A 22990-nucleotide genomic window follows, 5' to 3' on the forward strand; every position below is an offset into this window, starting at 1 on the left:
CTTGTTCCACTTTTTTATATTTCAACACATTATGCCTCTTCTAAAAATTGACCACGTAAAAATTGAGCTGCACCATCTTGATTATTATCATATTCTGTCACATGAGTCGTGAGTGCTTTAATTGAAGCAGACGCGTTGTTCATAGCTACCGTTACCTCGCCAACTTTAAACATAGCGCGATCATTGTCACTATCACCCATCACTAATGTTTCTTCAATGTCGATACCATAATGGTCACACATCTCTCGAATCCCCGTACCTTTATTGATTTGATAGGCCATTGTTTCTACGTTATTTGGAGTAGAATTTGATACTTCAATTTTCAAGTCTTCAGATTGCGCAAGCATTTGCGTTCTAAACTTGTCAATTTTGGTTAAATCTGGATGGAATAGATACATTTTAGAATAACCTATATCTGTTGGGATATCATCACGCCATGTTAATTTATGCTCAATCGCTTCTAATCGAGATAACCATTCACTTTCATAAACTGTTGATGGTTTCTCACCTTGTACTAATGTTAACATCCAATCTTGATCTTTCTTCAAAGCAAATCTAGGTTCTGAAAAAGGAAACACTTCATAGTAGATATTTAATTGCTGTGCTTGTTGCACAATGTTTTGAACAGTGTTCACACTTAAATCATGTTCAAATAAGACTTTTCCTTGTATGTGCCCTCTTGTACCATTAGAAGAAATCATACCATCAAATTCGACATTTTTAGGCATTAACATTTCAATTTCTTCATATGCACGACCCGTCGCTAAAAATACTTTAAGACCTTTTTCTCTTAGTGATGCTATTGTATCAGCTGTAAAAGAAGACATACGGTTGTCTTCCCGCAAAACAGTCCCATCCATATCTAAAAATATTGCTTTTACTTGTTTCATTTTCAACGTTCCTTTCACATACTTTATCTATAGTGTGGCATTAAACATAGAAATTAGCAATATAAGATACGCTCTCTGGCGTTGAATTTTATCACGTCTTCAAAAAACATAAAATTAAAGGCTGGCACAACAACTCGTGGTTGCTGTGCCAGCCTATATCACCTATTTGAATTATTCAACTGTTACTGATTTTGCTAAGTTACGTGGTTTATCCACATCTAAATCGCGATGTAATGCAGCATAGTAAGAAATTAATTGTAATGTTACGACAGACACAAGTGGTGTTAATAACTCATGTACATGTGGGATAACGTACGTATCGCCTTCTCTTTCTAATCCTTCCATAGAAATAATACAAGGGTTAGCACCTCTTGCTACAACCTCTTTCACATTACCACGAATAGATAAGTTCACATTATCTTGTGTTGATAGTGCAATCACTGGTGTACCATCTTCAATTAATGCAATCGTACCGTGTTTTAATTCTCCTCCAGCAAAACCTTCTGCTTGGATATATGAAATTTCTTTAAGTTTTAAAGCACCTTCAAGGCTGACATTGTAATCAATTGTACGACCAATAAAGAATGCATTTCGTGTTGTTTCAAGGAAGTCTGTTGCAATTTGTTCCATTTTCGGTGCATCGTCCACAATTGTTTCAATGGCTGTCGTTACCTTAGCAAGTTCACGAAGTAAATCAATTTCCGCTTCACGTCCACGCTCTTTCGCCACAACTTGAGATAAAATAGAAAGTACCGCAATTTGTGCTGTATACGCTTTTGTTGATGCAACCGCAATCTCAGGACCTGCATGTAATAGTAATGTATGGTCTGCTTCACGAGATAATGTAGAACCTGCTACATTGGTAATTGTAAGTGATTTATGACCTAATTTTGTTGTTTCGACTAATACCGCACGACTGTCTGCTGTTTCACCTGATTGGGAAATAAAGATGAACAGTGGTTTTTCAGATAATAATGGCATGTTGTAAACAAATTCAGATGCCACATGAACTTCTGTTGGAACGCCTGCCCATTTTTCAATAAACTCTTTACCGACAAGGCCTGCGTGATAACTCGTACCAGCTGCAATAATATAAATACGATCCGCTGCATGAACATCTTTTATAATGGCAGGATCAATTTTTAAATCACCATTGTCATCTTGATATTCTTGAATAATACGACGCATTACAGCAGGTTGTTCATGAATTTCTTTTAACATATAGTGATCATAAACACCTTTTTCAGCATCTGACGCATCAATTTCTGCAATATAACTTTCTCTTTCTACAACGTTACCATCTAAATCTTTAATAATAACTTCGTCACGTTTTACAAGTACAATTTCTTGGTCTTTTAATTCTTTGTATTCTTTTGTTACTTGAATCATTGCAAGTGCATCTGAAGCAATAACGTTAAAGTCATTACCAATACCAACTAATAAAGGTGATTTGTTTTTAGCAACATAAATTGTATCATTGTCTTCACGATCTAAAAGACCTAAAGCATATGAACCATGAAGTAAGCTTACAACTTTAGAAAAAGCATCTTCCGTAGCTAATCCTTCATTTGAAAAATGTTCTACTAATTGCACAATCACTTCTGTATCTGTTTCTGATACAAGTTCTACTTCTGGAATATATTGTTGTTTTAAATCTTCATAGTTTTCAATAACACCATTGTGTACAAGTGTAAAACGATGATTTGATGATTGATGTGGATGTGAGTTTTCATAGTTTGGCACACCATGTGTCGCCCAACGTGTATGACCAATACCAGCTGTACCATCAATATCGTTATCTGCTGCTTTTCTTAAATCTGCAATACGACCTTTTTCCTTAGTTACTGTAATATCTTGATCATCACGTGTTGCAATCCCTGCTGAATCATAACCACGATATTCTAACTTTTCTAATCCTTTAAGTAATAATTCTTTTGCATTTTGATATCCAATATATCCGACAATTCCGCACATAATTAAATTCCTCCATTACAAATCAAACGGTACCAAAACACGTTAAAATCTGTTACTTTCACTCTGTTATTAGTGATGACACAGATACGTTATTTAGTGTCGCTTGTTTAATATATTTTTATTCTGGCGATCTTATTAACTTTGTCCGATAAGTCACCTTATCGATTTAATTAATAAGCTAACGAATGAGCCACATCCGAGATAGCATCCGCCGAAATCATTCGATCACTATCTTCCTCGTCTACAAACCGTTCATCTAACCTTAATCAACCCTGTTATTAGCTCATTAAGTTAATGTTAAATGAGTGATTTGTGCTGGCGCTTTATATGTTGTATAACTAATCCTCCTTTTAAACAACATAACTTATTTTACCCTTTTGTAACAATACTTTGCAAATGAAACCAAACAGAAAACGTTTTCAATTTTAAAAAAACTATGTCAATTTGTGACAAATAACAATTTGTCATATTAATGATGACAAAGTCACATTTTCTTTATATTGTTATTCAACTTATCGCCTCCTATCACGAAGGTAGCAATACATTACACAAAAGGGGGCTTCACAATATGTCGCAAGATACAACACAAATGACGACTAAAGAACGTATGCAACGCAGTGTCCAAGCATTCGGTTCTTTTTTAAGCAGCATGATTATGCCTAATATTGGTGCTTTTATCGCTTGGGGATTAATTACAGCGTTATTTATTCCAGATGGGTGGTTACCTAACGAAAATTTCGCTTCTATTGTTGATCCAATGATTAAATATTTAATCCCATTACTTATTGCATACAGTGGTGGGCGTTTAGTTCACGATTTACGTGGTGGTATTGTCGGTGCTACAGCAACTATGGGGGTTATTGTAGCATTTCCAGATACACCTATGCTTATTGGTGCAATGATTATGGGGCCATTAGCTGGTTGGTTAATGAAAAAAGTTGATCAATTTCTTCAACCACGCACACCTAATGGTTTAGAGATGTTATTCAACAATTTTTCAGCAGGATTTCTTTCTTTCTTTTTAATTCTAATAGGTTATCAATTATTAGCACCATTAGTTGAAGGTTTAATGAAATTACTAGGTGCTGGCGTTGACTTTTTAATCTCAATGCAATTATTACCTTTAGTCAGTATTCTTATTGAACCAGCTAAAATTGTATTTTTAAATAACGCTATTAATCACGGTGTTTTAACACCACTGGCTACAGAACAAGTAAGTGAACTCGGACGTTCAATTTTATATACATTAGAATCTAACCCTGGACCAGGTCTAGGTATATTAATTGCTTATATGATTTTTGGTAAAGGAACTGAAAAAGCTACATCTTATGGCGCAGCTTTTATCCACTTTATTGGTGGTATTCACGAAATTTATTTCCCATATGTATTGGCACGTCCGTTATTAGCACTAGCTGCCATTGCTGGTGGGATGACAGGTGTTGCAACGTTTAGTTTATTTGATTTTGGTTTAACAAGTCCCGCTTCACCTGGTTCGATTTTAGCTTATTTTGCTGTAACACCTAAAGGAAATTATTTAGTAATGATATTAGGTGTAATACTTTCTACCATTGTAAGTTTTACCGTAGCATCACTTATTTTAAAATTCACGAAGCAATCAAAAACAAGCCTAGAAGATGCAACGGCCAAAATGGAATCTAACAAAGGGAAACCTTCTCGAGTAAAAGATACATTAGTGGCTTCAGACAACAATGATCAAGTTCAAAATACTCAAGCTCAGAATGACAGTACAACATCTGATAATGCCCAAGATACAGAAGATGATACTGATCACTTACTTGAAAAATACGATACTGAAAATGTAGAAGCCCATGACTATTCAAATATTCATCATATTATCTTTGCTTGTGATGCCGGTATGGGGTCTAGCGCAATGGGGGCAAGTATGTTACGTAAAAAATTCCAAAAAGCAGGTATAGAGAATGTTGATGTAACAAATAAAGCCATTAATCAACTCACAGATGATGCTGAACTTATCATTACTCAGAAAAAGCTAACAGATCGCGCAATCAAACAAGTACCTAACGGCATTCATATTTCAGTTGATAATTTCTTAAATTCACCAAGATATGAAGAACTTATTCAAAGTTTTCAGTCTGATAATGAATAATTTAACTGTCTATTCACTGAAAGAAAGGAGTGATGATTATTACGTATTTCTCTAATCGCGAACGCCAAATTTTAGAGTTACTGCTAAAAAATCGTGATATTCCACTTCGTATTTATGATATTGCACAGCATTTAGCAGTATCTTCTAGAACTGTACATCGCGAACTTAAAAGACTGAAAGACAGTTTGTCATCATTTGATATTCATCTCATTCGCGAAAAGAAGAAAGGCATTTTCTTAAACGGCGATTCACATGCTTTTCAAACATTAAAAACACATATAGCCTCAGAAGTTCCAAATAATTTGAGCTTAGAAGAACGTAAAGTCATATTACTCTATGCATTAATTCAAGCAAATGAACCGATTAAACAAATTGGGTTAGCAAGTGAAATTGGAACTTCTTTACAACAATTAGGTGCTATATTAGATGACTTAGAAAAAGATTTAACACAATTTCAAATTACGTTAGTTCGTAAACGCGGTGTAGGCGTTTCTATCCATGGTAGTGAGATGAATAAGCGTGAATTACTAAGTCAGCTCATGATGGAAAGACTCGATAGTTTAAGTGTTTATTCAGTCATAGAAGATCATTTTGTATTTCAATCAATCACTCACGAGCGTTTACCAATGATTGATGTAAAAGAAGTTTTCCAAGTAGAAAGATTGTTAATGGATGATTTAGACAATCTTCCCTACTCTCTAACTGAATCTAGCTACTTAAATTTATTAATTCACATTTCATTAAGCATAGAACGTGTCAAAGGTCACGAGTATGTTTCAATTGATCAGTCGATTGTGCAAAGCGTTAAGGATTCTCTAGAGTTTCAAGTGGCAACATCTATTGCTAATCAATTATCAAATGTCTATGACGTTCATTTAAACACAGCAGAAATTACGTTTATCACGATTCACTTACAAAGTGCCAAACGTAAATTTGAAAAATCAGAAGATAATTTAGAAGATACATTTATTGCTATTCATCAATTAGTGCAATCAGTTGAAAGCACATTAAAAACACACTTTCATCATAGACAAGCTCTGATTGAAGGCTTACAGTTACACATCACTCCTGCACTTAATCGTATTCAATTTAATATAGAAACTTATAATCCAATGACTCAAAGAATACGTCAAAGTTATCCTTTACTCTTTGAAGCAGTTAAGGAAGGCGTTTCAAAGATTTGGCCAACTTATTCGTTTTCAATACACGAGATTGCTTTTCTTGTCTTGCATTTTGGTGGTGCAATGACTAAAGAACCTCAAGGAAGACACTTACTAGTAGTATGTAGTAGCGGTATTGGGACAAGTCGAATACTAGCCAATCGTTTATATGAAAGTTTTTCAAATATCACCAACATAAAACAAATTTCAGTGGGTGAGTTAAATCAAATGTCATTAAGTGACTACGACGCAATTATATCTACTGTAGATTTAGATATAGATTATCCATACTTAACGGTTAACCCGTTATTACCACCTTATGAGTTTGAAAGAACTTCTGAGTTTTTACAGCAACAGTTTTCTAAACAACAAGCAAAGACGAATTCTAACTCATTGCCTAATAAGAGTGACACTAACATTGGGGTAAATGATCAACTTCAATTAATGAAGCATAGTATTCAATTGGCAGACAACATTATTATTCATCAAACTGACATGACTACAAATTGGGCAACAACAATTGTAGAACTTTTAAAAAATCACCAGAGAATAAACTTAAATGAAGATCAAGTGATTTATGAGGCTCTCGTTTCTAAGCATAATAAACAGTCATTTATAATATCACCTTATTCTATAGCGATTCCTCATTTAACACATAACTCAATACAAATACCAACCATTCTAATTATTCAATTAGAGACACCTATCAAAATGGAGGAAAATCATGATATTTCTACATTACTTTGTGCATTTCTCCCCTACTCATCTAAATTACAACCTTTGATGAGTAATATTTATGGATCACTTGCTTTACAACTAGATCAAATCACATCTTATGAAACTGATCTTCAACTTTATGAATTAGTCTCGGAAGAAATCGTACAATTTATCAAAACAATTTAAGGAGCGATAATCATGGAACAATTATTAAAAGATGAAACAATGTTATTAAATCAAACAATTCAATCACAAGAAGAAGCGATTGAAAAAGCTGGAGAACTGCTTGTTAAAAGCGGCGCGGTTACAGAAGATTACATTACAGCTATGAAAGAACGTGAACAAGTTGTTTCTACTTTTATGGGAAACGGCTTAGCAATACCTCATGGTACTGATGAAGCTAAAAATGAAGTATTACAATCTGGATTATCATTTATTCAAATTCCGAATGGTATCGATTGGAATGGTGAAACAGTAAATGTAGTTATTGGTATTGCAGGAAAAGATGGTGAACATTTAGATTTACTTTCACAAATTGCCATTGCATTTAGTGAAGAGGAGAATGTTGATACTATAGTAAACGCTCAAGATACTGAAACAATTCGTCGTGTATTCGAGGAGGCCGATGCATAATGAAAGCTCTTCATTTTGGTGCTGGTAATATAGGTCGAGGTTTTATCGGCCTAATATTATCAGATAACCACTACCATGTAACATTTGCTGATGTTAATTCTAAAATTGTAAACCAATTAAAACAAGAGCGTCATTATGATGTTACATTAGCGAACGATGAACAAACTAAGATCACCGTAAATGAGGTTGATGCACTACACAGCGAAGATGACCAAAAACAACTTGAAAAAGCAATATTAGAAGCAGATGTCATTACTACTGCAGTTGGTGTACAAATTTTGCCGATTATTGCAAAATCACTTGCCCGACCTCTCAAGCAACGAACAAAACCCGTTAATATTGTAGCCTGTGAAAATGCGATTAATGCAACAGATCAGTTAAGAGAGGCATTAGAAGCAGAAGTAGGTGTTTTTGATGATAGCATCCATTTTTCTAATGCTGCCGTAGATCGTATCGTACCAATTCAACAGCATGATCATCTTTTAGATGTTACAGTTGAACCATTTTTTGAATGGGTTATTGAAGCATCTACTTGGTATGGTAAGCGTCTTGAAGGTGTAAAATATGTTAACTCATTAACACCTTATATTGAACGTAAATTGCTCACTGTTAACACAGGACACGCTTATCTAGCTTATGCAGGTCAATATTACGGTTTAGAGACAATATTGGAAGCAGTTAGTCATCCCGAGATTAAAAGTGGTTTAAACAGTACTTTAGAAGAAACAAGTCAGTATTTAGCAAGTTGTTATGATTTTGATACAAAAGACTTAGCAGCTTATCGTGAAACAATTATTAATCGTTTTAAAAACCCTCATTTATCAGATGATATTACTCGTGTAGGTCGAGGTGTTTTACGAAAGTTAGGTCCAAATGACCGTATTATGAAACCTCTTAATTATTTATATAAAAAAGGGATGTCACATCATGCATTATCTACATTGGCTGCCTACGCTTTAAAATATCAGGATACAAATGATAAAGAAAGCGTCGAAAAAGATGAATCACTTCAAAATCAAAGTGTAGCATCCTTTTTAGAATCACATGCTCAAGTGGATAGCCACTTAGCACAAGACATCGAAAAAATATATCAATCATTATAATTCCGCAAAATAAAACGATAGTATGCCCTTTCTAAGCATACTATCGTTTTTCTTGCGTTTTATTCAAGTCCCATTTTTTCTTCTACTACTTCAGCGATTGTTTGCGCATAACGTTGTGCATCTTCATCTGTTTTAGCTTCTACCATTACACGTACAAGTGGTTCTGTACCTGAAGGACGTACTAAAATACGACCTTCTCCATTCATTTCCTCTTCTACACGTGCCATGATTGACTTAACATGTTCATTATCTGTCACGCCATGTTTATCTGTCACACGTACATTAATTAATGACTGTGGATATTTTTTCATTTGAGCAGCAAGTTCACTTAACTTTTTACCTGAACGTTTAATAACTGCTGCTAAATGTATACCAGTTAATAAACCATCACCTGTTGTATTGTAATCCATTAACACGATATGTCCGGATTGTTCACCGCCTAAGTTATAATGACCACGACGCATTTCTTCAACGACATAACGATCGCCTACTTTAGTTTTGTTAGAAGCAATTCCCTCATTTTCTAATGCTTTATAAAAGCCAAGATTACTCATCACTGTTGAAACAATCATATCATCGTTAAGTTCATGATTTTTCTTCATTTCTTGACCAAGAATAAACATAATTCGGTCGCCATCTACAATTTGACCTTTTTCATCTACTGCAATTAAACGGTCGCCATCACCATCAAAAGCTAAGCCAAAATCACTTTCTGTTTCAAGGACTTTTTCCGCTAATGCTTCAGGATGAGTAGAACCTACTTGATCATTGATATTATAACCATCTGGGTTACAACCAATTGTTTCAGTATCAGCTTCTAAATCACCGAATAAGAACGGTGCTAATATAGAAGTAGACCCGTGAGCACCATCTAAAGCAATCTTTAAACCTTCTAAATTAACATCTACAGTTGATTTTAAATAGCTTAAATATTTTTGAGTGCCTTCAAAATAATCAGATGTATGCACTAAAGATGTCCCTGTTGGACGTGGTAAATCTGGTTGATCTTGATCTAAAAGTGCTTCAATTTCAAGTTCTTGATCATCGGATAATTTGAACCCATCAGAGCCAAAAAATTTGATGCCGTTATCTGCGACAGGATTATGAGAAGCAGAAATCATTACACCTAATTCTGCCTCCATTTCTCTTGTTAAATAAGCAACACCCGGTGTAGAAATAACACCTAAACGCATAACTTCTGCACCGATTGATACTAAACCGGCAATTAATGCATTTTCTAGCATTTCTCCTGATACACGTGTATCTCTTCCTACAAGGACACGTGGATGTGATTTATCTTGGTTATGTGCTAAAACATATCCGCCATATCGACCGAGTTTAAATGCAAGTTCAGGTGTCAGTTCTTCGTTGGCAACACCTCTTACACCATCAGTACCAAAGTATTTACCCATAATTCATTCTCCTTTAACTTAATGTAATATTTGCTTCTACTTTATTTGGTTCCATTTTTTCAACCTTATCCGGTATGTCTAATTGAACATCACGTGTTGTATTAGAAGAGACGTTGTTCAAATCGACCACACCATTAACCTTATCAATTTTTGCTAAATCATCTCGATTACCGTACAACTTAACAGTGTCATTTTTTAAATTAATATCTGAGACATCTTGTTTGTTTTGAGGTTCACCACTCGTTTTCAAGTCAACCTTCACTGTTTTTGAATAAGGTTTTAATTTTATATTTAACTTCACTTTAGACGGTTCCACTTGAACGTCTAACTTATTCATGTTTTTATCAAAGACTGCTACATTTGCATTGCCTGTGATATCATCTGACAATTGAAAATCATCACTAAAGCTTGCCTTTGCATAGGCAATACGATCAAGCTGTTCTTTTCCACCAATCACTTTAACTGTTTGAGGTGAAACGATAGCTTTATCTACTGCTTGATCTGACGCTAATGCATTTTGACTTATATTCGGCTCGACAGTGACTTCTTTTGTTTTCTTTTCTTCTATAGATAAAGTGGTGTCTTTAGGATATACCCGATAATTGATATCTTTATTTAATCCATTAACTTGAAATTCAATTGTACGTTCACCTGGATTAACATCAGCTACATCTAAAACAACTTTAAAGTCCTCTGCTTTTTGAGCTTGTATCACTTTAGACTGTGGACCACTCAGCTCAACATCTACATTGCCGGGTGCACCAGAGACATAGAGGTCATCATTTTTATTAATCACTTCGACAGGTACATTCTTAATTGTTTTTGTACCATCACTCGAAATATTCTCGGTACTAAATGTTTTTCCAAATACATTATTAACTGATAAAAATAATAGCAAAGCCAAAATAAATGAGAAAAAACGTAATCCCCATTTAGATTCAAACATTTAATTCACACCCTTCCTTGAGAGATGTGTACCAAACCAATGTTCTGTTAATAATTCCTCAAATACATCTGAACTAATATCTTTCCGTAACTTGCCATCGAAAGTCACACTCACAGATCCAGTTTCTTCAGAGACTACAACTGTGAACGCATCAGAAACCTCCGAAATACCAACGGCAGCTCGATGACGCGTCCCTAAACTTTTAGCAATTTTAGGACTGTCTGATAAAGGAAGATAACTAGCTGCTGTAGCAATTTTATCGCCTTGTATAATCATAGCACCATCATGTAATGGTGTATTAGGGATAAAAACGTTCGTTAATAATTCTTGCGAAATTTCTGAATGCAAAGGAATTCCAGTCTCAATATAATCTTGTAAACCTGTTTCTTTTTCAAATACGATTAAAGCACCAATACGGCGTTTAGCCATATATTGTACTGCCTTAGAAACAGATTCAACAAGTTTCGGAACCTCTACTGAAGACGTCATAGAGTAACGTTTGAACAAACTCCCTCTCCCAAGTTGTTCTAACGCACGACGTATCTCCGGTTGAAATATCACAATAATTGCTAAAAATCCCCACTGCATCACTAAATCAAATAACTTTGATGTTGTCGTTAACTGTAAATATTCACTAATCGCTTTACCTACTAAAATAAACAGAATACCTTTTAAAAGTTGAATTGCTTTAGTCCCTTTAAAAACTGTTATTAGTAAATAAATAACATACCAAACAATTAATAAATCTAGAATACCAGTTATGACCTCAAGTGTACTTAAATTTTGAAAGAGGTTTGAAATTCCCATAGCATCTCCTCCGGTAATCTATTCCCATAAGCTTTATTATATCAAGCAATAGTGGTCCTTGTCATATATGACTTGAAATATTTTTAAAGTTAATCGATAAGATCGACCATATTTTTTCACTATAACAAGTTAACAGTATCTCGTCACAATATGTATGACAAATCTATAATTATATAATAAAAAACCTTATCCCAAACTGAGATAAGGTAAAAGATGAGCCATAGAGGATTCGAACCTCTGACCCTCTGATTAAAAGTCAGATGCTCTACCAACTGAGCTAATGGCTCAAAATGGCTGGGCTAGCTGGATTCGAACCAGCGCGTGACGGAGTCAAAGTCCGTTGCCTTACCGCTTGGCTATAGCCCAATGATGATGGTGGAGGGGGGCAGATTCGAACTGCCGAACCCGAAGGAGCGGATTTACAGTCCGCCGCGTTTAGCCACTTCGCTACCCCTCCGATATGTTCATTTAATTAATAAATGGTGGAGAATGACGGGTTCGAACCGCCGACCCTCTGCTTGTAAGGCAGATGCTCTCCCAGCTGAGCTAATTCTCCATATAATGACTCCTACGGGACTCGAACCCGTGTTACCGCCGTGAAAGGGCGGTGTCTTAACCGCTTGACCAAGGAGCCATGGCTCCACAGGTAGGATTCGAACCTACGACCGATCGGTTAACAGCCGATAGCTCTACCACTGAGCTACTGTGGATTAATAATATTACCTGGCGCCGTCCTACTCTTGCGGAACGTCAGTCCGACTACCATCGGCGCTAAAGAGCTTAACTTCTGTGTTCGGCATGGGAACAGGTGTGACCTCTTTGCCATTGGCACCAGATAAACTTGAATGTATTATACATTCAAAACTAGATAGTAAGTAGATTTTTCAAGCAATCGCCTGAGTTATTAAAATTGATTAAGTCTTCGATCGATTAGTATTCGTCAGCTCCACGTATCGCTACGCTTCCACCTCGAACCTATTAACCTCATCATCTTTGAGGGATCTTATAACCGAAGTTGGGAAATCTCATCTCGAGGGGGGCTTCATGCTTAGATGCTTTCAGCACTTATCCCGTCCATACATAGCTACCCAGCTATGCCGTTGGCACGACAACTGGTACACCAGAGGTATGTCCATCCCGGTCCTCTCGTACTAAGGACAGCTCCTCTCAAATTTCCTACGCCCACGACGGATAGGGACCGAACTGTCTCACGACGTTCTGAACCCAGCTCGCGTACCGCTTTAATGGGCGAACAGCCCAACCCTTGGGACCGACTACAGCCCCAGGATGCGATGAGCCGACATCGAGGTGCCAAACCTCCCCGTCGATGTGAACTCTTGGGGGAGATAAGCCTGTTATCCCCGGGGTAGCTTTTATCCGTTGAGCGATGGCCCTTCCATGCGGAACCACCGGATCACTAAGTCCGTCTTTCGACCCTGCTCGACTTGTAGGTCTCGCAGTCAAGCTCCCTTATGCCTTTACACTCTTTGAATGATTTCCAACCATTCTGAGGGAACCTTTGAGCGCCTCCGTTACACTTTAGGAGGCGACCGCCCCAGTCAAACTGCCCGCCTGACACTGTCTTCCAGCACGATCAGTGCTGCGAGTTAGAAATCCAATACAATTAGGGTAGTATCCCACCAATGCCTCCACGTAAGCTAGCGCTCACGCTTCTAAGGCTCCTACCTATCCTGTACAAACTGTACCGAATTTCAATATCAGGCTACAGTAAAGCTCCACGGGGTCTTTCCGTCCTGTCGCGGGTAACCGGCATCTTCACCGGTACTATGATTTCACCGAGTCTCTCGTTGAGACAGTGCCCAAATCGTTACGCCTTTCGTGCGGGTCGGAACTTACCCGACAAGGAATTTCGCTACCTTAGGACCGTTATAGTTACGGCCGCCGTTTACTGGGGCTTCGATTCGTGGCTTCGCAGAAGCTAACCACTCCTCTTAACCTTCCAGCACCGGGCAGGCGTCAGCCCCTATACATCACCTTACGGTTTAGCAGAGACCTGTGTTTTTGATAAACAGTCGCTTGGGCCTATTCACTGCGGCTCTTCGGAGCGTGAACCCCAAAGAGCACCCCTTCTCCCGAAGTTACGGGGTCATTTTGCCGAGTTCCTTAACGAGAGTTCGCTCGCTCACCTTAGAATTCTCATCTTGACTACCTGTGTCGGTTTGCGGTACGGGCACCAAATATCTAGCTAGAGGCTTTTCTCGGCAGTGTGAAATCAACGACTCGAGGAAACAATTTCCTCTCCCCATCACAGCCTGACCTTATGAGTGCCGGATTTGCCTAACACTCAGTCTCACTGCTTGGACGTGCACTCCAACAGCACGCTTCGCCTATCCTACTGCGTCCCCCCATCGCTTAAAACGATTGTTGGTGGTACAGGAATATCAACCTGTTATCCATCGCCTACGCCTATCGGCCTCAGCTTAGGACCCGACTAACCCAGAGCGGACGAGCCTTCCTCTGGAAACCTTAGTCAATCGGTGGACGGGATTCTCACCCGTCTTTCGCTACTCACACCGGCATTCTCACTTCTAAGCGCTCCACATGTCCTTGCGATCATGCTTCACCGCCCTTAGAACGCTCTCCTACCATTGTCCAAAGGACAATCCACAGCTTCGGTAATATGTTTAGCCCCGGTACATTTTCGGCGCAGTGTCACTCGACTAGTGAGCTATTACGCACTCTTTAAATGATGGCTGCTTCTAAGCCAACATCCTAGTTGTCTAGGCAACGCCACATCCTTTTCCACTTAACATATATTTTGGGACCTTAGCTGGTGGTCTGGGCTGTTTCCCTTTCGAACATGGATCTTATCACCCACGTTCTGACTCCCAAGTTAAATTATTTGGCATTCGGAGTTTGTCTGAATTCGGTAACCCGAGAGGGGCCCCTCGTCCAAACAGTGCTCTACCTCCAATAATCATCACTTGAGGCTAGCCCTAAAGCTATTTCGGAGAGAACCAGCTATCTCCAAGTTCGATTGGAATTTCTCCGCTACCCTCAGTTCATCCGCTCACTTTTCAACGTAAGTCGGTTCGGTCCTCCATTCAGTGTTACCTGAACTTCAACCTGACCAAGGGTAGATCACCTGGTTTCGGGTCTACGACCAAATACTCATTCGCCCTATTCAGACTCGCTTTCGCTACGGCTCCACATTTCCTGCTTAACCTTGCATCAGATCGTAACTCGCCGGTTCATTCTACAAAAGGCACGCCATCACCCATTAACGGGCTCTGACTACTTGTAAGCACACGGTTTCAAGTTCTCTTTCACTCCCCTTCCGGGGTACTTTTCACCTTTCCCTCACGGTACTGGTTCACTATCGGTCACTAGAGAGTATTTAGCCTTAGGAGATGGTCCTCCCAGATTCCGACGGAATTTCACGTGCTCCGTCGTACTCAGGATCCACTCAAGAGAGAATCAGCTTTCGACTACAGGATTGTTACCTTCTTTGATTAACCTTTCCAGGTTATTCGTCTAACTCATTCTTTTGTAACTCCATAAGAGTGTCCTACAACCCCAACAAGCAAGCTTGTTGGTTTGGGCTCTTCCCGTTTCGCTCGCCGCTACTCAGGGAATCGATTTTTCTTTCTCTTCCTCCGGGTACTAAGATGTTTCAGTTCTCCGGGTCTACCTTCTCATGTGCTATGAATTCACACATAGATAACACGACATGACTCGTGCTGGGTTTCCCCATTCGGAAATCTCTGGATCACAGCTTACTTACAGCTCCCCAAAGCATATCGTCGTTAGTAACGTCCTTCTTCGGGTTCTAGTGCCAAGGCATTCACCGTGCGCCCTTAATAACTTAATCTAAGATGTGTTGATAAGCGTTCGCATTCTATCTCATTTCTTTCTTCACTTGCTCATTTACAATAAGTAAACTTCACTTCGCTCATCAAGAAATTCGCTGACTGACAAACGCTTTCAATCACCTCTTGGGGTTAAAAACATTCATCTATCAATGCCAAACGTTATCATCACCAGTTATTAATTATGTGAGTCGTTTTTCAACGACTAGCGATAATTGTTTGTTTCAAGCGTTCGCTTGTAACTCGGTTTTTGCTTGGTAAAATCTATACTTACTTATCTAGTTTTCAATGTACAATCATGAATCCTCATTAATATGAGCATTCAAAACTGAATACAATATGTCACGTTAATCCGTTTATCACCTGAAGGTGATATTCCGTATATATCCTTAGAAAGGAGGTGATCCAGCCGCACCTTCCGATACGGCTACCTTGTTACGACTTCACCCCAATCATTTGTCCCACCTTCGACGGCTAGCTCCAAATGGTTACTCCACCGGCTTCGGGTGTTACAAACTCTCGTGGTGTGACGGGCGGTGTGTACAAGACCCGGGAACGTATTCACCGTAGCATGCTGATCTACGATTACTAGCGATTCCAGCTTCATGTAGTCGAGTTGCAGACTACAATCCGAACTGAGAACAACTTTATGGGATTTGCTTGACCTCGCGGTTTCGCTGCCCTTTGTATTGTCCATTGTAGCACGTGTGTAGCCCAAATCATAAGGGGCATGATGATTTGACGTCATCCCCACCTTCCTCCGGTTTGTCACCGGCAGTCAACCTAGAGTGCCCAACTTAATGATGGCAACTAAGTTTAAGGGTTGCGCTCGTTGCGGGACTTAACCCAACATCTCACGACACGAGCTGACGACAACCATGCACCACCTGTCACTTTGTCCTCCGAAGAGGAAAACTCTATCTCTAGAGCGATCAAAGGATGTCAAGATTTGGTAAGGTTCTTCGCGTTGCTTCGAATTAAACCACATGCTCCACCGCTTGTGCGGGTCCCCGTCAATTCCTTTGAGTTTCAGTCTTGCGACCGTACTCCCCAGGCGGAGTGCTTAATGCGTTAGCTGCAGCACTAAGGGGCGGAAACCCCCTAACACTTAGCACTCATCGTTTACGGCGTGGACTACCAGGGTATCTAATCCTGTTTGATCCCCACGCTTTCGCACATCAGCGTCAGTTGCAGACCAGAAAGCCGCCTTCGCCACTGGTGTTCCTCCATATCTCTGCGCATTTCACCGCTACACATGGAATTCCACTTTCCTCTTCTGCACTCAAGTTTTCCAGTTTCCAATGACCCTCCACGGTTGAGCCGTGGGCTTTCACATCAGACTTAAAAAACCGCCTACGCGCGCTTTACGCCCAATAATTCCGGATAACGCTTGCCACCTACGTATTACCGCGGCTGCTGGCACGTAGTTAGCCGTGGCTTTCTGGTTAGGTACCGTCAAGAAGTGCACAGTTACTTACACATTTGTTCTTCCCTAACAACAGAGCTTTACGATCCGAAGACCTTCATCACTCACGCGGCGTTGCTCCGTCAGACTTTCGTCCATTGCGGAAGATTCCCTACTGCTGCCTCCCGTAGGAGTCTGGACCGTGTCTCAGTTCCAGTGTGGCCGATCACCCTCTCAGGTCGGCTACGCATCGTTGCCTTGGTAAGCCGTTACCTTACCAACTAGCTAATGCGGCGCGGGTCCATCTATAAGTGACAGCAAGGCCGTCTTTCACTGTAGAACCATGCGGTTCAACATGTTATCCGGCATTAGCCCCGGTTTCCCGGAGTTATTCCAGTCTTATAGGTAGGTTACCCACGTGTTACTCACCCGTCCGCCGCTAACGTCAAAGGAGCAAGCTCCTCGTCAGTTCGCTCGACTTGCATGTATTAGGCACGCCGCCAGCGTTCATCCTGAGCCAGGATCAAACTCTCCATATTAGAGTAAGCTTGATTTAGCTCGTTGATTGATTAAGTCAATCACACTTTAGTGTTTCAACACTATTTTATCGGAATTAACGTTGACATATTGTCATTCAGTTTTCAATGTTCATGTTTCGACTTGATTTACTTTAACATATCGTTAATATCTTTACAAGTCATTAACAATACTTTTATTATTTTAATGCTTTCTTTAAAACTTTTCAACAGTTAATTTTACACTATTGTGTGTGTTTGTTTTAAAGTATACCGCTTCATTTCAGCGACTTTTATATCATATCAATTTACTGTTTTTCTGTCAACAATAAATTTAATTATTTTTTATGTGGCAAGTACTTCCTCTCGCTCACAAGAAATTATTCTACATAACTACACGAGAAAATGCAACCCCCTTTTTTAATTTTTTGTAGCTCAATTAAAATAAAGAGGATACTTGATGAAATATACTCAAAAATAAAAGCAAGACGTCATTGCAACTGAATCTTTTCAGGTAGGCAATTAAGGGAACCGAAGTGTAATTACTAAAATCAATCCACTTATCGGTTCCCTTTTATAATTTAAAACATCGCTACCTTTTCAGTAATAACATCTTGCTTTTCAAACTATACGCTTACTTTGTTTTATCGATAATTTTTTGTGCCATTGATTGGTATATTTTTCCAATTTCATCTTCTGGTTGGTAAATAGACGGTGAAAAGTCAGTTGGTTGCCATGTTGGTTGACCTAATGGTAATTGACCTAATAAATCAACTTGTAATTCATCAGCTAATTTTTGACCGCCACCTTGACCAAATACATATTCTTTATTACCAGTTTCTTTACTTTCAAAGTAAGACATATTTTCAATAACACCTAAAATAGAATGCTCTGTGTGCTTAGCCATTGCACCTGCTCTTGCAGCAACAAATGCGGCTGTTGGGTGAGGTGTTGTTACAATGACTTCTTTACTTGAAGGAAGCATTGTATGCACGTCTAATGCGACATCTCCAGTACCTGGTGGTAGGTCTAAAACAAGATAGTCTAAGTCTCCCCACTTCACATCTGTAAAGAAGTTTGTCAGCATTTTTCCTAACATTGGTCCTCTCCATATTACCGGTGCATTTTCTTCCACGAAAAAGGCCATAGACATTACTTTAACACCATGGCGTTCCACAGGTACTACTGTTTTTCCTTCAATGCCAGGTTTTTTATCAATGCCCATCATATCTGGCACACTGAAACCATAAATGTCAGCGTCAATTAAACCTACACGTTTACCTTCTCTAGCTAAAGATACAGCTAAGTTAACGGCTACTGTTGATTTACCAACGCCACCTTTACCAGAAGCAATGGCGATAAATTCTAAGTCGTTATCTCCTGATAAATAAGACTCAATCGTTTGTTGTTCTTGTTGTTGCTGACCGCCAAATTTTTCAACTTGTTCTTGTGGTAATTCTTCAAAGCGAATACCTACTGTTTTAGCGCCATTTTCTTTTAACTTTTCAACAATTGCCATTTGTGTATCTAATTGTGTTTGGCCACCTAATTTCGCAATAGCCACCTTAACACTGACATGTTCTTTTTCTTCTTTTATTGAAATATTGACAATCCCATTAGTTTCTTTTAATGGAACGTTTAAAATCGGATCATTTATTTCCCCAACTAGCTGTTCAACTTGATCAACTGTTAACACTTACGACATCTCCTTTAATACACATTTATTACTAGTTTATCAAAATTGCGCATACTTGCATAAGATAAAATCCTAATTTCTATTGAGTTTATTGTTATTTTCTACATTAAGGCCTATTTCATCATATGACAATTAATGCGCTTTAGATTGATTTTTTTCTTTTTTCTTCAAAAACCATTAACTGACACCGCTTCAAATACTACAAAAAAGGCCAGGACTTTAAGCTTACCGCTTGTCCTGACCTTTAAATCTATTTCTAAGACCTAATTCATTTTTCTTACATGTTTACGTGTAGCATCTTTTTTGCGTTCATTAATAAAGAAACTAATGATAAGCCCAATGAATAAGAAACCAGATGTTACCCCAAATGCAAGGTTAACACCAGATGCCATAGCTTCACGAGCAATTAAATTTGGTGCAACGGTTGCATCTGGTTGATAAATAGATGCACCTAAAGACATCAATGTCACAAGAATAGCAGTACCCATTGAACCAGAAATAGTACGTAATGTGTTCATAATCGCCGTACCATGTGAAACAAGGTCATTAGATAATGAGTTTATACCTGCTGTATTTAATGGCATCATTAATAAAGAGATAGAGAATAGGCGAATTGTGAATACAATGATGACATATAAATATGAGGTATGAGCTGTTAGTATTGTCATCATTAATGTTGAAATTAATAAGATAATAAATCCTGGTATCACTAACACTTTAGCACCGACTTTATCATATAAACGGCCAGTGACAACGGACATAATGCCGTTGATAAGGGCACCAGGTAACACAACTAACCCTGATAAAAAGGCAGATAGACCTAATGAACTTTGAACATACATTGGAATAAGTAAAGCCGGACCAACCATTGATGTGAATACAATCATAGAACAAATTGAAGTTAATGCGAAGGTTGGTGTTTTAAACGCACGTAAGTTAAGAATAGGATTATTGATACGTAATTGTCTTAAAATAAAAATACCTACAATAATTAATCCCACAATGATACTCATTATAACAAGCATATCATTGAATCCTCTTGTACCAGCTACACTAAAGCCGTATAGCATAATACCAAAGCCTAATGTAGATAGAACTACTGATGATTTATCTAGCACAACATCTTTAATTTGGCTGTAGTCCTTCATGTAAATCGAACCAAAAATGAAGCCAATAACAGCTACGATTACTACGACAATTAAAGGTGCTCTCCACGACATATTATCAACTAAAATACCTGATAACGTTGGTCCAATTGCGGGCGCAAATTGAATAACTAGGCCTGAAAGCCCCATCGCAAAACCACGTTGATTTTTCGGGAACAATGTAAAAAGTGTAAATTGAGTAAGTGGCATAATAACCCCTGCACCCATCGCTTGAATCACGCGTGCAGTCATTAAAACACCAAAATTCGGAGCGAGTGTTGCGATAATGGAACCGACTAGAAACGTCCCCATTGCGGATAAATATAACTTACGCGAAGGAATTCGGTCCATAAAATAAGCTGTTAATGGAATCATAATACCGTTAACAAGCATGAAGCCAGTAACAAGCCATTGAGAAGTACTTTCTTGTATTCCTAACCCTCTCATAATACTTGGCAGTGCAGTATTTAATAAGGTTTGGTTTAAAATTGCAATAAAGGCACTGATTAACATCACAGCAACTATAATGTTACGTTGTTTTTTATCGATTACTGTATTACTCAAATACGTATCCTCCTAACTTTCTTTTAATCATAGTCATTAATTTTACGACGATATGGTTAGCTTGGCAAAATATATGCCTCACTTATTTTAACTTTTAATATTATTAGGATGATCAGTATGTTTTTCCTATCTTTCGCCTAATATTAACGCTTTTTATTTAAATTTTCCGAATCTGGATAAAAAACCTCTTTACAAAAATATAGAAAACCGATAATGATCATAATCACCCATAAATCGATGTGAATTTGATCATAATGAATATGAATAATGAAATAAAACATGACAATAATTAAGCTATAAGTCAATAAATGAAACGTAATACCTTTTAAATATGGAGTATGTGGTAATTTCTTTCTAAATAAATCCATTACATATTCAACCGCAAAAATCACAAAGTATCCAAATACAATATAACTACCATAGTATATAAGATCATCATAAAAACTTTTATTATAAGTAAAAGACCCTAAGTCAAAATAGATAAGAATACGACTTAAACCATATAACCCTAATGCAAGCATACTTAGAAAAAAAGCGCCTGAAATAATAAAAATAGAAAGAATGATTAATAAAGATACTAGATTAAACCAATTAAACTTTCCCTTCATTATTCATCCCTCCTATTTTCATTTTAATCATAAAAATATTAAAGAAACATGTATTTTTAATTAAGAATCTAATGATTTCCGATTTCTTGTAGCCCAAATCACTAATAATATACCGATTACAATGACACTAAATAACATGATATTTTGAAGTGGCACTTTTGTAAACGATACATTTAACGCATAAATAAAACCAATGACTGCTGAACCAATAGAATTACCTAAATTTTTCATTAATGTAAATAATGACATCATTTTCTTCATATTTTCGTTTGATGAATGTTCTTGTACCAACACACTATCTTTAGTATAGGCTGTACCAAAGCTCATACCGATAAAGAAAAGTGTGATGGCCATAATAATCGGATGGAAAGCATTGAAAATAAGAATTAAGCTTCCTAATACAAGAATACTAAACGCGACAATATACAACCCTTTAACGGATAAGCGCGCTTCAATTTTATCCAATGTAAAATTGAGGATGAGCCAGCCTATCGACACTGGAAAAATCACTAATCCACTCTGTAATGGACTTAAACCTAAAACATCTTGTAAATAAGTCGGAACAAAGACATTAAATGCAATCAATACTGCAGCCACTAAAAAGTCTGTAATAAATGCTAAACGCACTAATGGTTTAAACTCCTTAATTGGGAAAAACACGGGTGATGGCTTTTTCGAATAACGGATAAGATACAATAACGCCAAAATTGCTAAAACGACTAATATGATCACGAACCAAATTGTCGTTGAGAATAATGTGGCGATTAAAATTAATCCTAACATCACATAAAACACAACCATACCGCGATAATCGATACGTTGTTTTGCCGTAGACTCTTCGTCAAACTGATAAGAGTATAGCGCAAAGCCTAATGCGATTAACCCAATAGGAATATTAATAAAGAATAACCAGTGCCAAGTAGACACTTCTAAAATAATGCCTCCCAAAAATGGGCCTATAATACTGGATATACCCCAAACACTGCCAACGATACCCATTACTTTATAACGAAATGGTATTTGAAAGGCTAACTTAGGGATTATTTGCGATAAGGACATATTAACGCCTGCGCCAACCCCTTGAATAAATCTTGAAATGACAAGCATTTCAAAATTAATACTCATCCCTGATAATAAACTGCCACCGATAAATAATAAAAGACCGACGATTGTAACATAAATGATTTTAAAGCGTGACATTAATTCACTTAAAAACGGAATAACAATGACAACACCTACAAAATAAACAGTAAACACAAGTGAAATGGGTAGTTGTGCATTTAAATCGTCACGCATAGTTGGCAGCGCTAACGAAACAATCGATGTTTCAATGGCAGACATAAACATAATAAGTACAAGTGAAAAAATAATACTAAACTGCTTAAAATTCATGACTTTCTACCTTTCTATTTTATGTATTCACATCAAAACCACATATAAAAAAATCGAATTATTAC

At 37.8% G+C, this 22990-nt stretch carries 13 protein-coding genes, 6 tRNA genes and 3 rRNA genes; 4 read left to right on the forward strand and 18 right to left on the reverse strand.

Annotation, left to right across the window (positions count from 1 at the left end):
* Positions 1-29 precede the first annotated feature (29 nt).
* Both ACEE93_RS07240 and glmS read right to left on the reverse strand, forming a co-directional pair.
* A complete protein-coding gene (locus ACEE93_RS07240; RefSeq protein WP_449156287.1) occupies positions 30-890 on the reverse strand; it encodes a Cof-type HAD-IIB family hydrolase in 861 nt (286 codons plus the stop codon).
* A gap of 171 nt (positions 891-1061) precedes the next feature.
* Positions 1062-2864, reverse strand: a complete 1803-nt coding sequence (glmS, locus tag ACEE93_RS07245; protein ID WP_449156476.1) for a glutamine--fructose-6-phosphate transaminase (isomerizing) — start codon at positions 2862-2864, stop codon at positions 1062-1064.
* A gap of 568 nt (positions 2865-3432) precedes the next feature.
* On the opposite strand from glmS, the gene ACEE93_RS07250 reads away from it, so the two are divergent.
* From ACEE93_RS07250 to ACEE93_RS07265, 4 genes are read left to right on the forward strand one after another with little or no spacing between them, the layout of a single operon-like run.
* Positions 3433-4992, forward strand: coding sequence for a PTS mannitol transporter subunit IICB (locus ACEE93_RS07250; RefSeq protein ID WP_449156289.1), 1560 nt, complete (start codon positions 3433-3435; stop codon positions 4990-4992).
* A 32-nt stretch (positions 4993-5024) separates the two neighbouring features.
* Positions 5025-7055 carry a BglG family transcription antiterminator gene (locus tag ACEE93_RS07255; RefSeq protein ID WP_449156477.1) on the forward strand — a complete coding sequence of 677 codons (2031 nt, stop codon included), beginning with the start codon at positions 5025-5027 and terminating at the stop codon, positions 7053-7055.
* A gap of 12 nt (positions 7056-7067) precedes the next feature.
* A complete protein-coding gene (locus ACEE93_RS07260; protein ID WP_449156291.1) occupies positions 7068-7502 on the forward strand; it encodes a PTS sugar transporter subunit IIA in 435 nt (144 codons plus the stop codon).
* Positions 7502-8605 (forward strand): mannitol-1-phosphate 5-dehydrogenase, encoded by a 1104-nt coding sequence (locus tag ACEE93_RS07265; RefSeq protein ID WP_449156292.1) that lies wholly within the window; start codon positions 7502-7504, stop codon positions 8603-8605. The genes ACEE93_RS07260 and ACEE93_RS07265 overlap by 1 nt, the downstream gene beginning before the upstream one ends.
* A gap of 59 nt (positions 8606-8664) precedes the next feature.
* Here the strand turns inward: ACEE93_RS07265 and glmM are convergent, their stop codons facing one another.
* The 16 genes from glmM to sdrM form a co-directional block, all read right to left on the reverse strand.
* A complete protein-coding gene (gene glmM / locus ACEE93_RS07270) occupies positions 8665-10017 on the reverse strand; it encodes a phosphoglucosamine mutase (protein WP_449156293.1) in 1353 nt (450 codons plus the stop codon).
* Between the two features lie 13 nt (positions 10018-10030).
* Positions 10031-10963, reverse strand: a complete 933-nt coding sequence (locus ACEE93_RS07275; RefSeq protein ID WP_449156294.1) for a CdaR family protein — start codon at positions 10961-10963, stop codon at positions 10031-10033.
* Positions 10964-11770, reverse strand: a complete 807-nt coding sequence (gene cdaA, locus ACEE93_RS07280) for a diadenylate cyclase CdaA (RefSeq protein WP_449156295.1) — start codon at positions 11768-11770, stop codon at positions 10964-10966.
* Between the two features lie 214 nt (positions 11771-11984).
* A tRNA-Lys gene (locus tag ACEE93_RS07285) sits at positions 11985-12057 on the reverse strand.
* Between the two features lie 4 nt (positions 12058-12061).
* Positions 12062-12136: transfer RNA gene (locus tag ACEE93_RS07290), tRNA-Gln, on the reverse strand.
* A gap of 7 nt (positions 12137-12143) precedes the next feature.
* Positions 12144-12227 (reverse strand) — tRNA-Tyr (locus ACEE93_RS07295).
* 23 nt (positions 12228-12250) lie between these two features.
* Positions 12251-12326, reverse strand: a tRNA-Val gene (locus ACEE93_RS07300).
* A 6-nt stretch (positions 12327-12332) separates the two neighbouring features.
* Positions 12333-12404 (reverse strand) — tRNA-Glu (locus ACEE93_RS07305).
* 1 nt (position 12405) lies between these two features.
* Positions 12406-12480, reverse strand: a tRNA-Asn gene (locus ACEE93_RS07310).
* 11 nt (positions 12481-12491) lie between these two features.
* A 5S ribosomal RNA gene (gene rrf, locus ACEE93_RS07315) occupies positions 12492-12606 on the reverse strand.
* Positions 12607-12680: 74 nt separating this feature from the next.
* Positions 12681-15602 (reverse strand): 23S ribosomal RNA (locus tag ACEE93_RS07320).
* 391 nt (positions 15603-15993) lie between these two features.
* Positions 15994-17544, reverse strand: a 16S ribosomal RNA gene (locus tag ACEE93_RS07325).
* Together the 16S, 23S and 5S rRNA genes with 6 tRNA genes alongside form the textbook arrangement of a ribosomal RNA operon.
* Positions 17545-18154: 610 nt before the next feature.
* A complete protein-coding gene (locus ACEE93_RS07330) occupies positions 18155-19216 on the reverse strand; it encodes an Mrp/NBP35 family ATP-binding protein (protein WP_449155194.1) in 1062 nt (353 codons plus the stop codon).
* Positions 19217-19479: 263 nt separating this feature from the next.
* The gene (locus tag ACEE93_RS07335; RefSeq protein WP_449156478.1) at positions 19480-20925 is read right to left on the reverse strand and encodes an MDR family MFS transporter; all 1446 of its coding nucleotides are present in this window, start codon (positions 20923-20925) and stop codon (positions 19480-19482) included.
* 143 nt (positions 20926-21068) lie between these two features.
* Positions 21069-21533, reverse strand: a complete 465-nt coding sequence (locus tag ACEE93_RS07340; RefSeq protein WP_449155192.1) for a SepA family multidrug efflux transporter — start codon at positions 21531-21533, stop codon at positions 21069-21071.
* A 60-nt stretch (positions 21534-21593) separates the two neighbouring features.
* Positions 21594-22925 carry a multidrug efflux MFS transporter SdrM gene (sdrM, locus tag ACEE93_RS07345; RefSeq protein ID WP_449155191.1) on the reverse strand — a complete coding sequence of 444 codons (1332 nt, stop codon included), beginning with the start codon at positions 22923-22925 and terminating at the stop codon, positions 21594-21596.
* Between the last annotated feature and the right edge of the window lie 65 nt (positions 22926-22990).

The organism is Staphylococcus sp. 11262D007BW (assembly GCF_053547815.1).

Bases quoted from the DNA above. Each gene is read 5' to 3' on its own strand.
- glmM (WP_449156293.1), bottom strand. From the start codon at position 10,017: ATGGGTAAATACTTTGGTACTGATGGTGTAAGAGGTGTTGCCAACGAA.
- ACEE93_RS07255 (WP_449156477.1), top strand. From the start codon at position 5,025: ATGATTATTACGTATTTCTCTAATCGCGAACGCCAAATTTTAGAGTTA.
- ACEE93_RS07240 (WP_449156287.1), bottom strand. From the start codon at position 890: ATGAAACAAGTAAAAGCAATATTTTTAGATATGGATGGGACTGTTTTG.
- ACEE93_RS07340 (WP_449155192.1), bottom strand. From the start codon at position 21,533: ATGAAGGGAAAGTTTAATTGGTTTAATCTAGTATCTTTATTAATCATT.
- ACEE93_RS07260 (WP_449156291.1), top strand. From the start codon at position 7,068: ATGGAACAATTATTAAAAGATGAAACAATGTTATTAAATCAAACAATT.
- sdrM (WP_449155191.1), bottom strand. From the start codon at position 22,925: ATGAATTTTAAGCAGTTTAGTATTATTTTTTCACTTGTACTTATTATG.
- ACEE93_RS07265 (WP_449156292.1), top strand. From the start codon at position 7,502: ATGAAAGCTCTTCATTTTGGTGCTGGTAATATAGGTCGAGGTTTTATC.
- glmS (WP_449156476.1), bottom strand. From the start codon at position 2,864: ATGTGCGGAATTGTCGGATATATTGGATATCAAAATGCAAAAGAATTA.
- ACEE93_RS07250 (WP_449156289.1), top strand. From the start codon at position 3,433: ATGTCGCAAGATACAACACAAATGACGACTAAAGAACGTATGCAACGC.
- ACEE93_RS07275 (WP_449156294.1), bottom strand. From the start codon at position 10,963: ATGTTTGAATCTAAATGGGGATTACGTTTTTTCTCATTTATTTTGGCT.
- cdaA (WP_449156295.1), bottom strand. From the start codon at position 11,770: ATGGGAATTTCAAACCTCTTTCAAAATTTAAGTACACTTGAGGTCATA.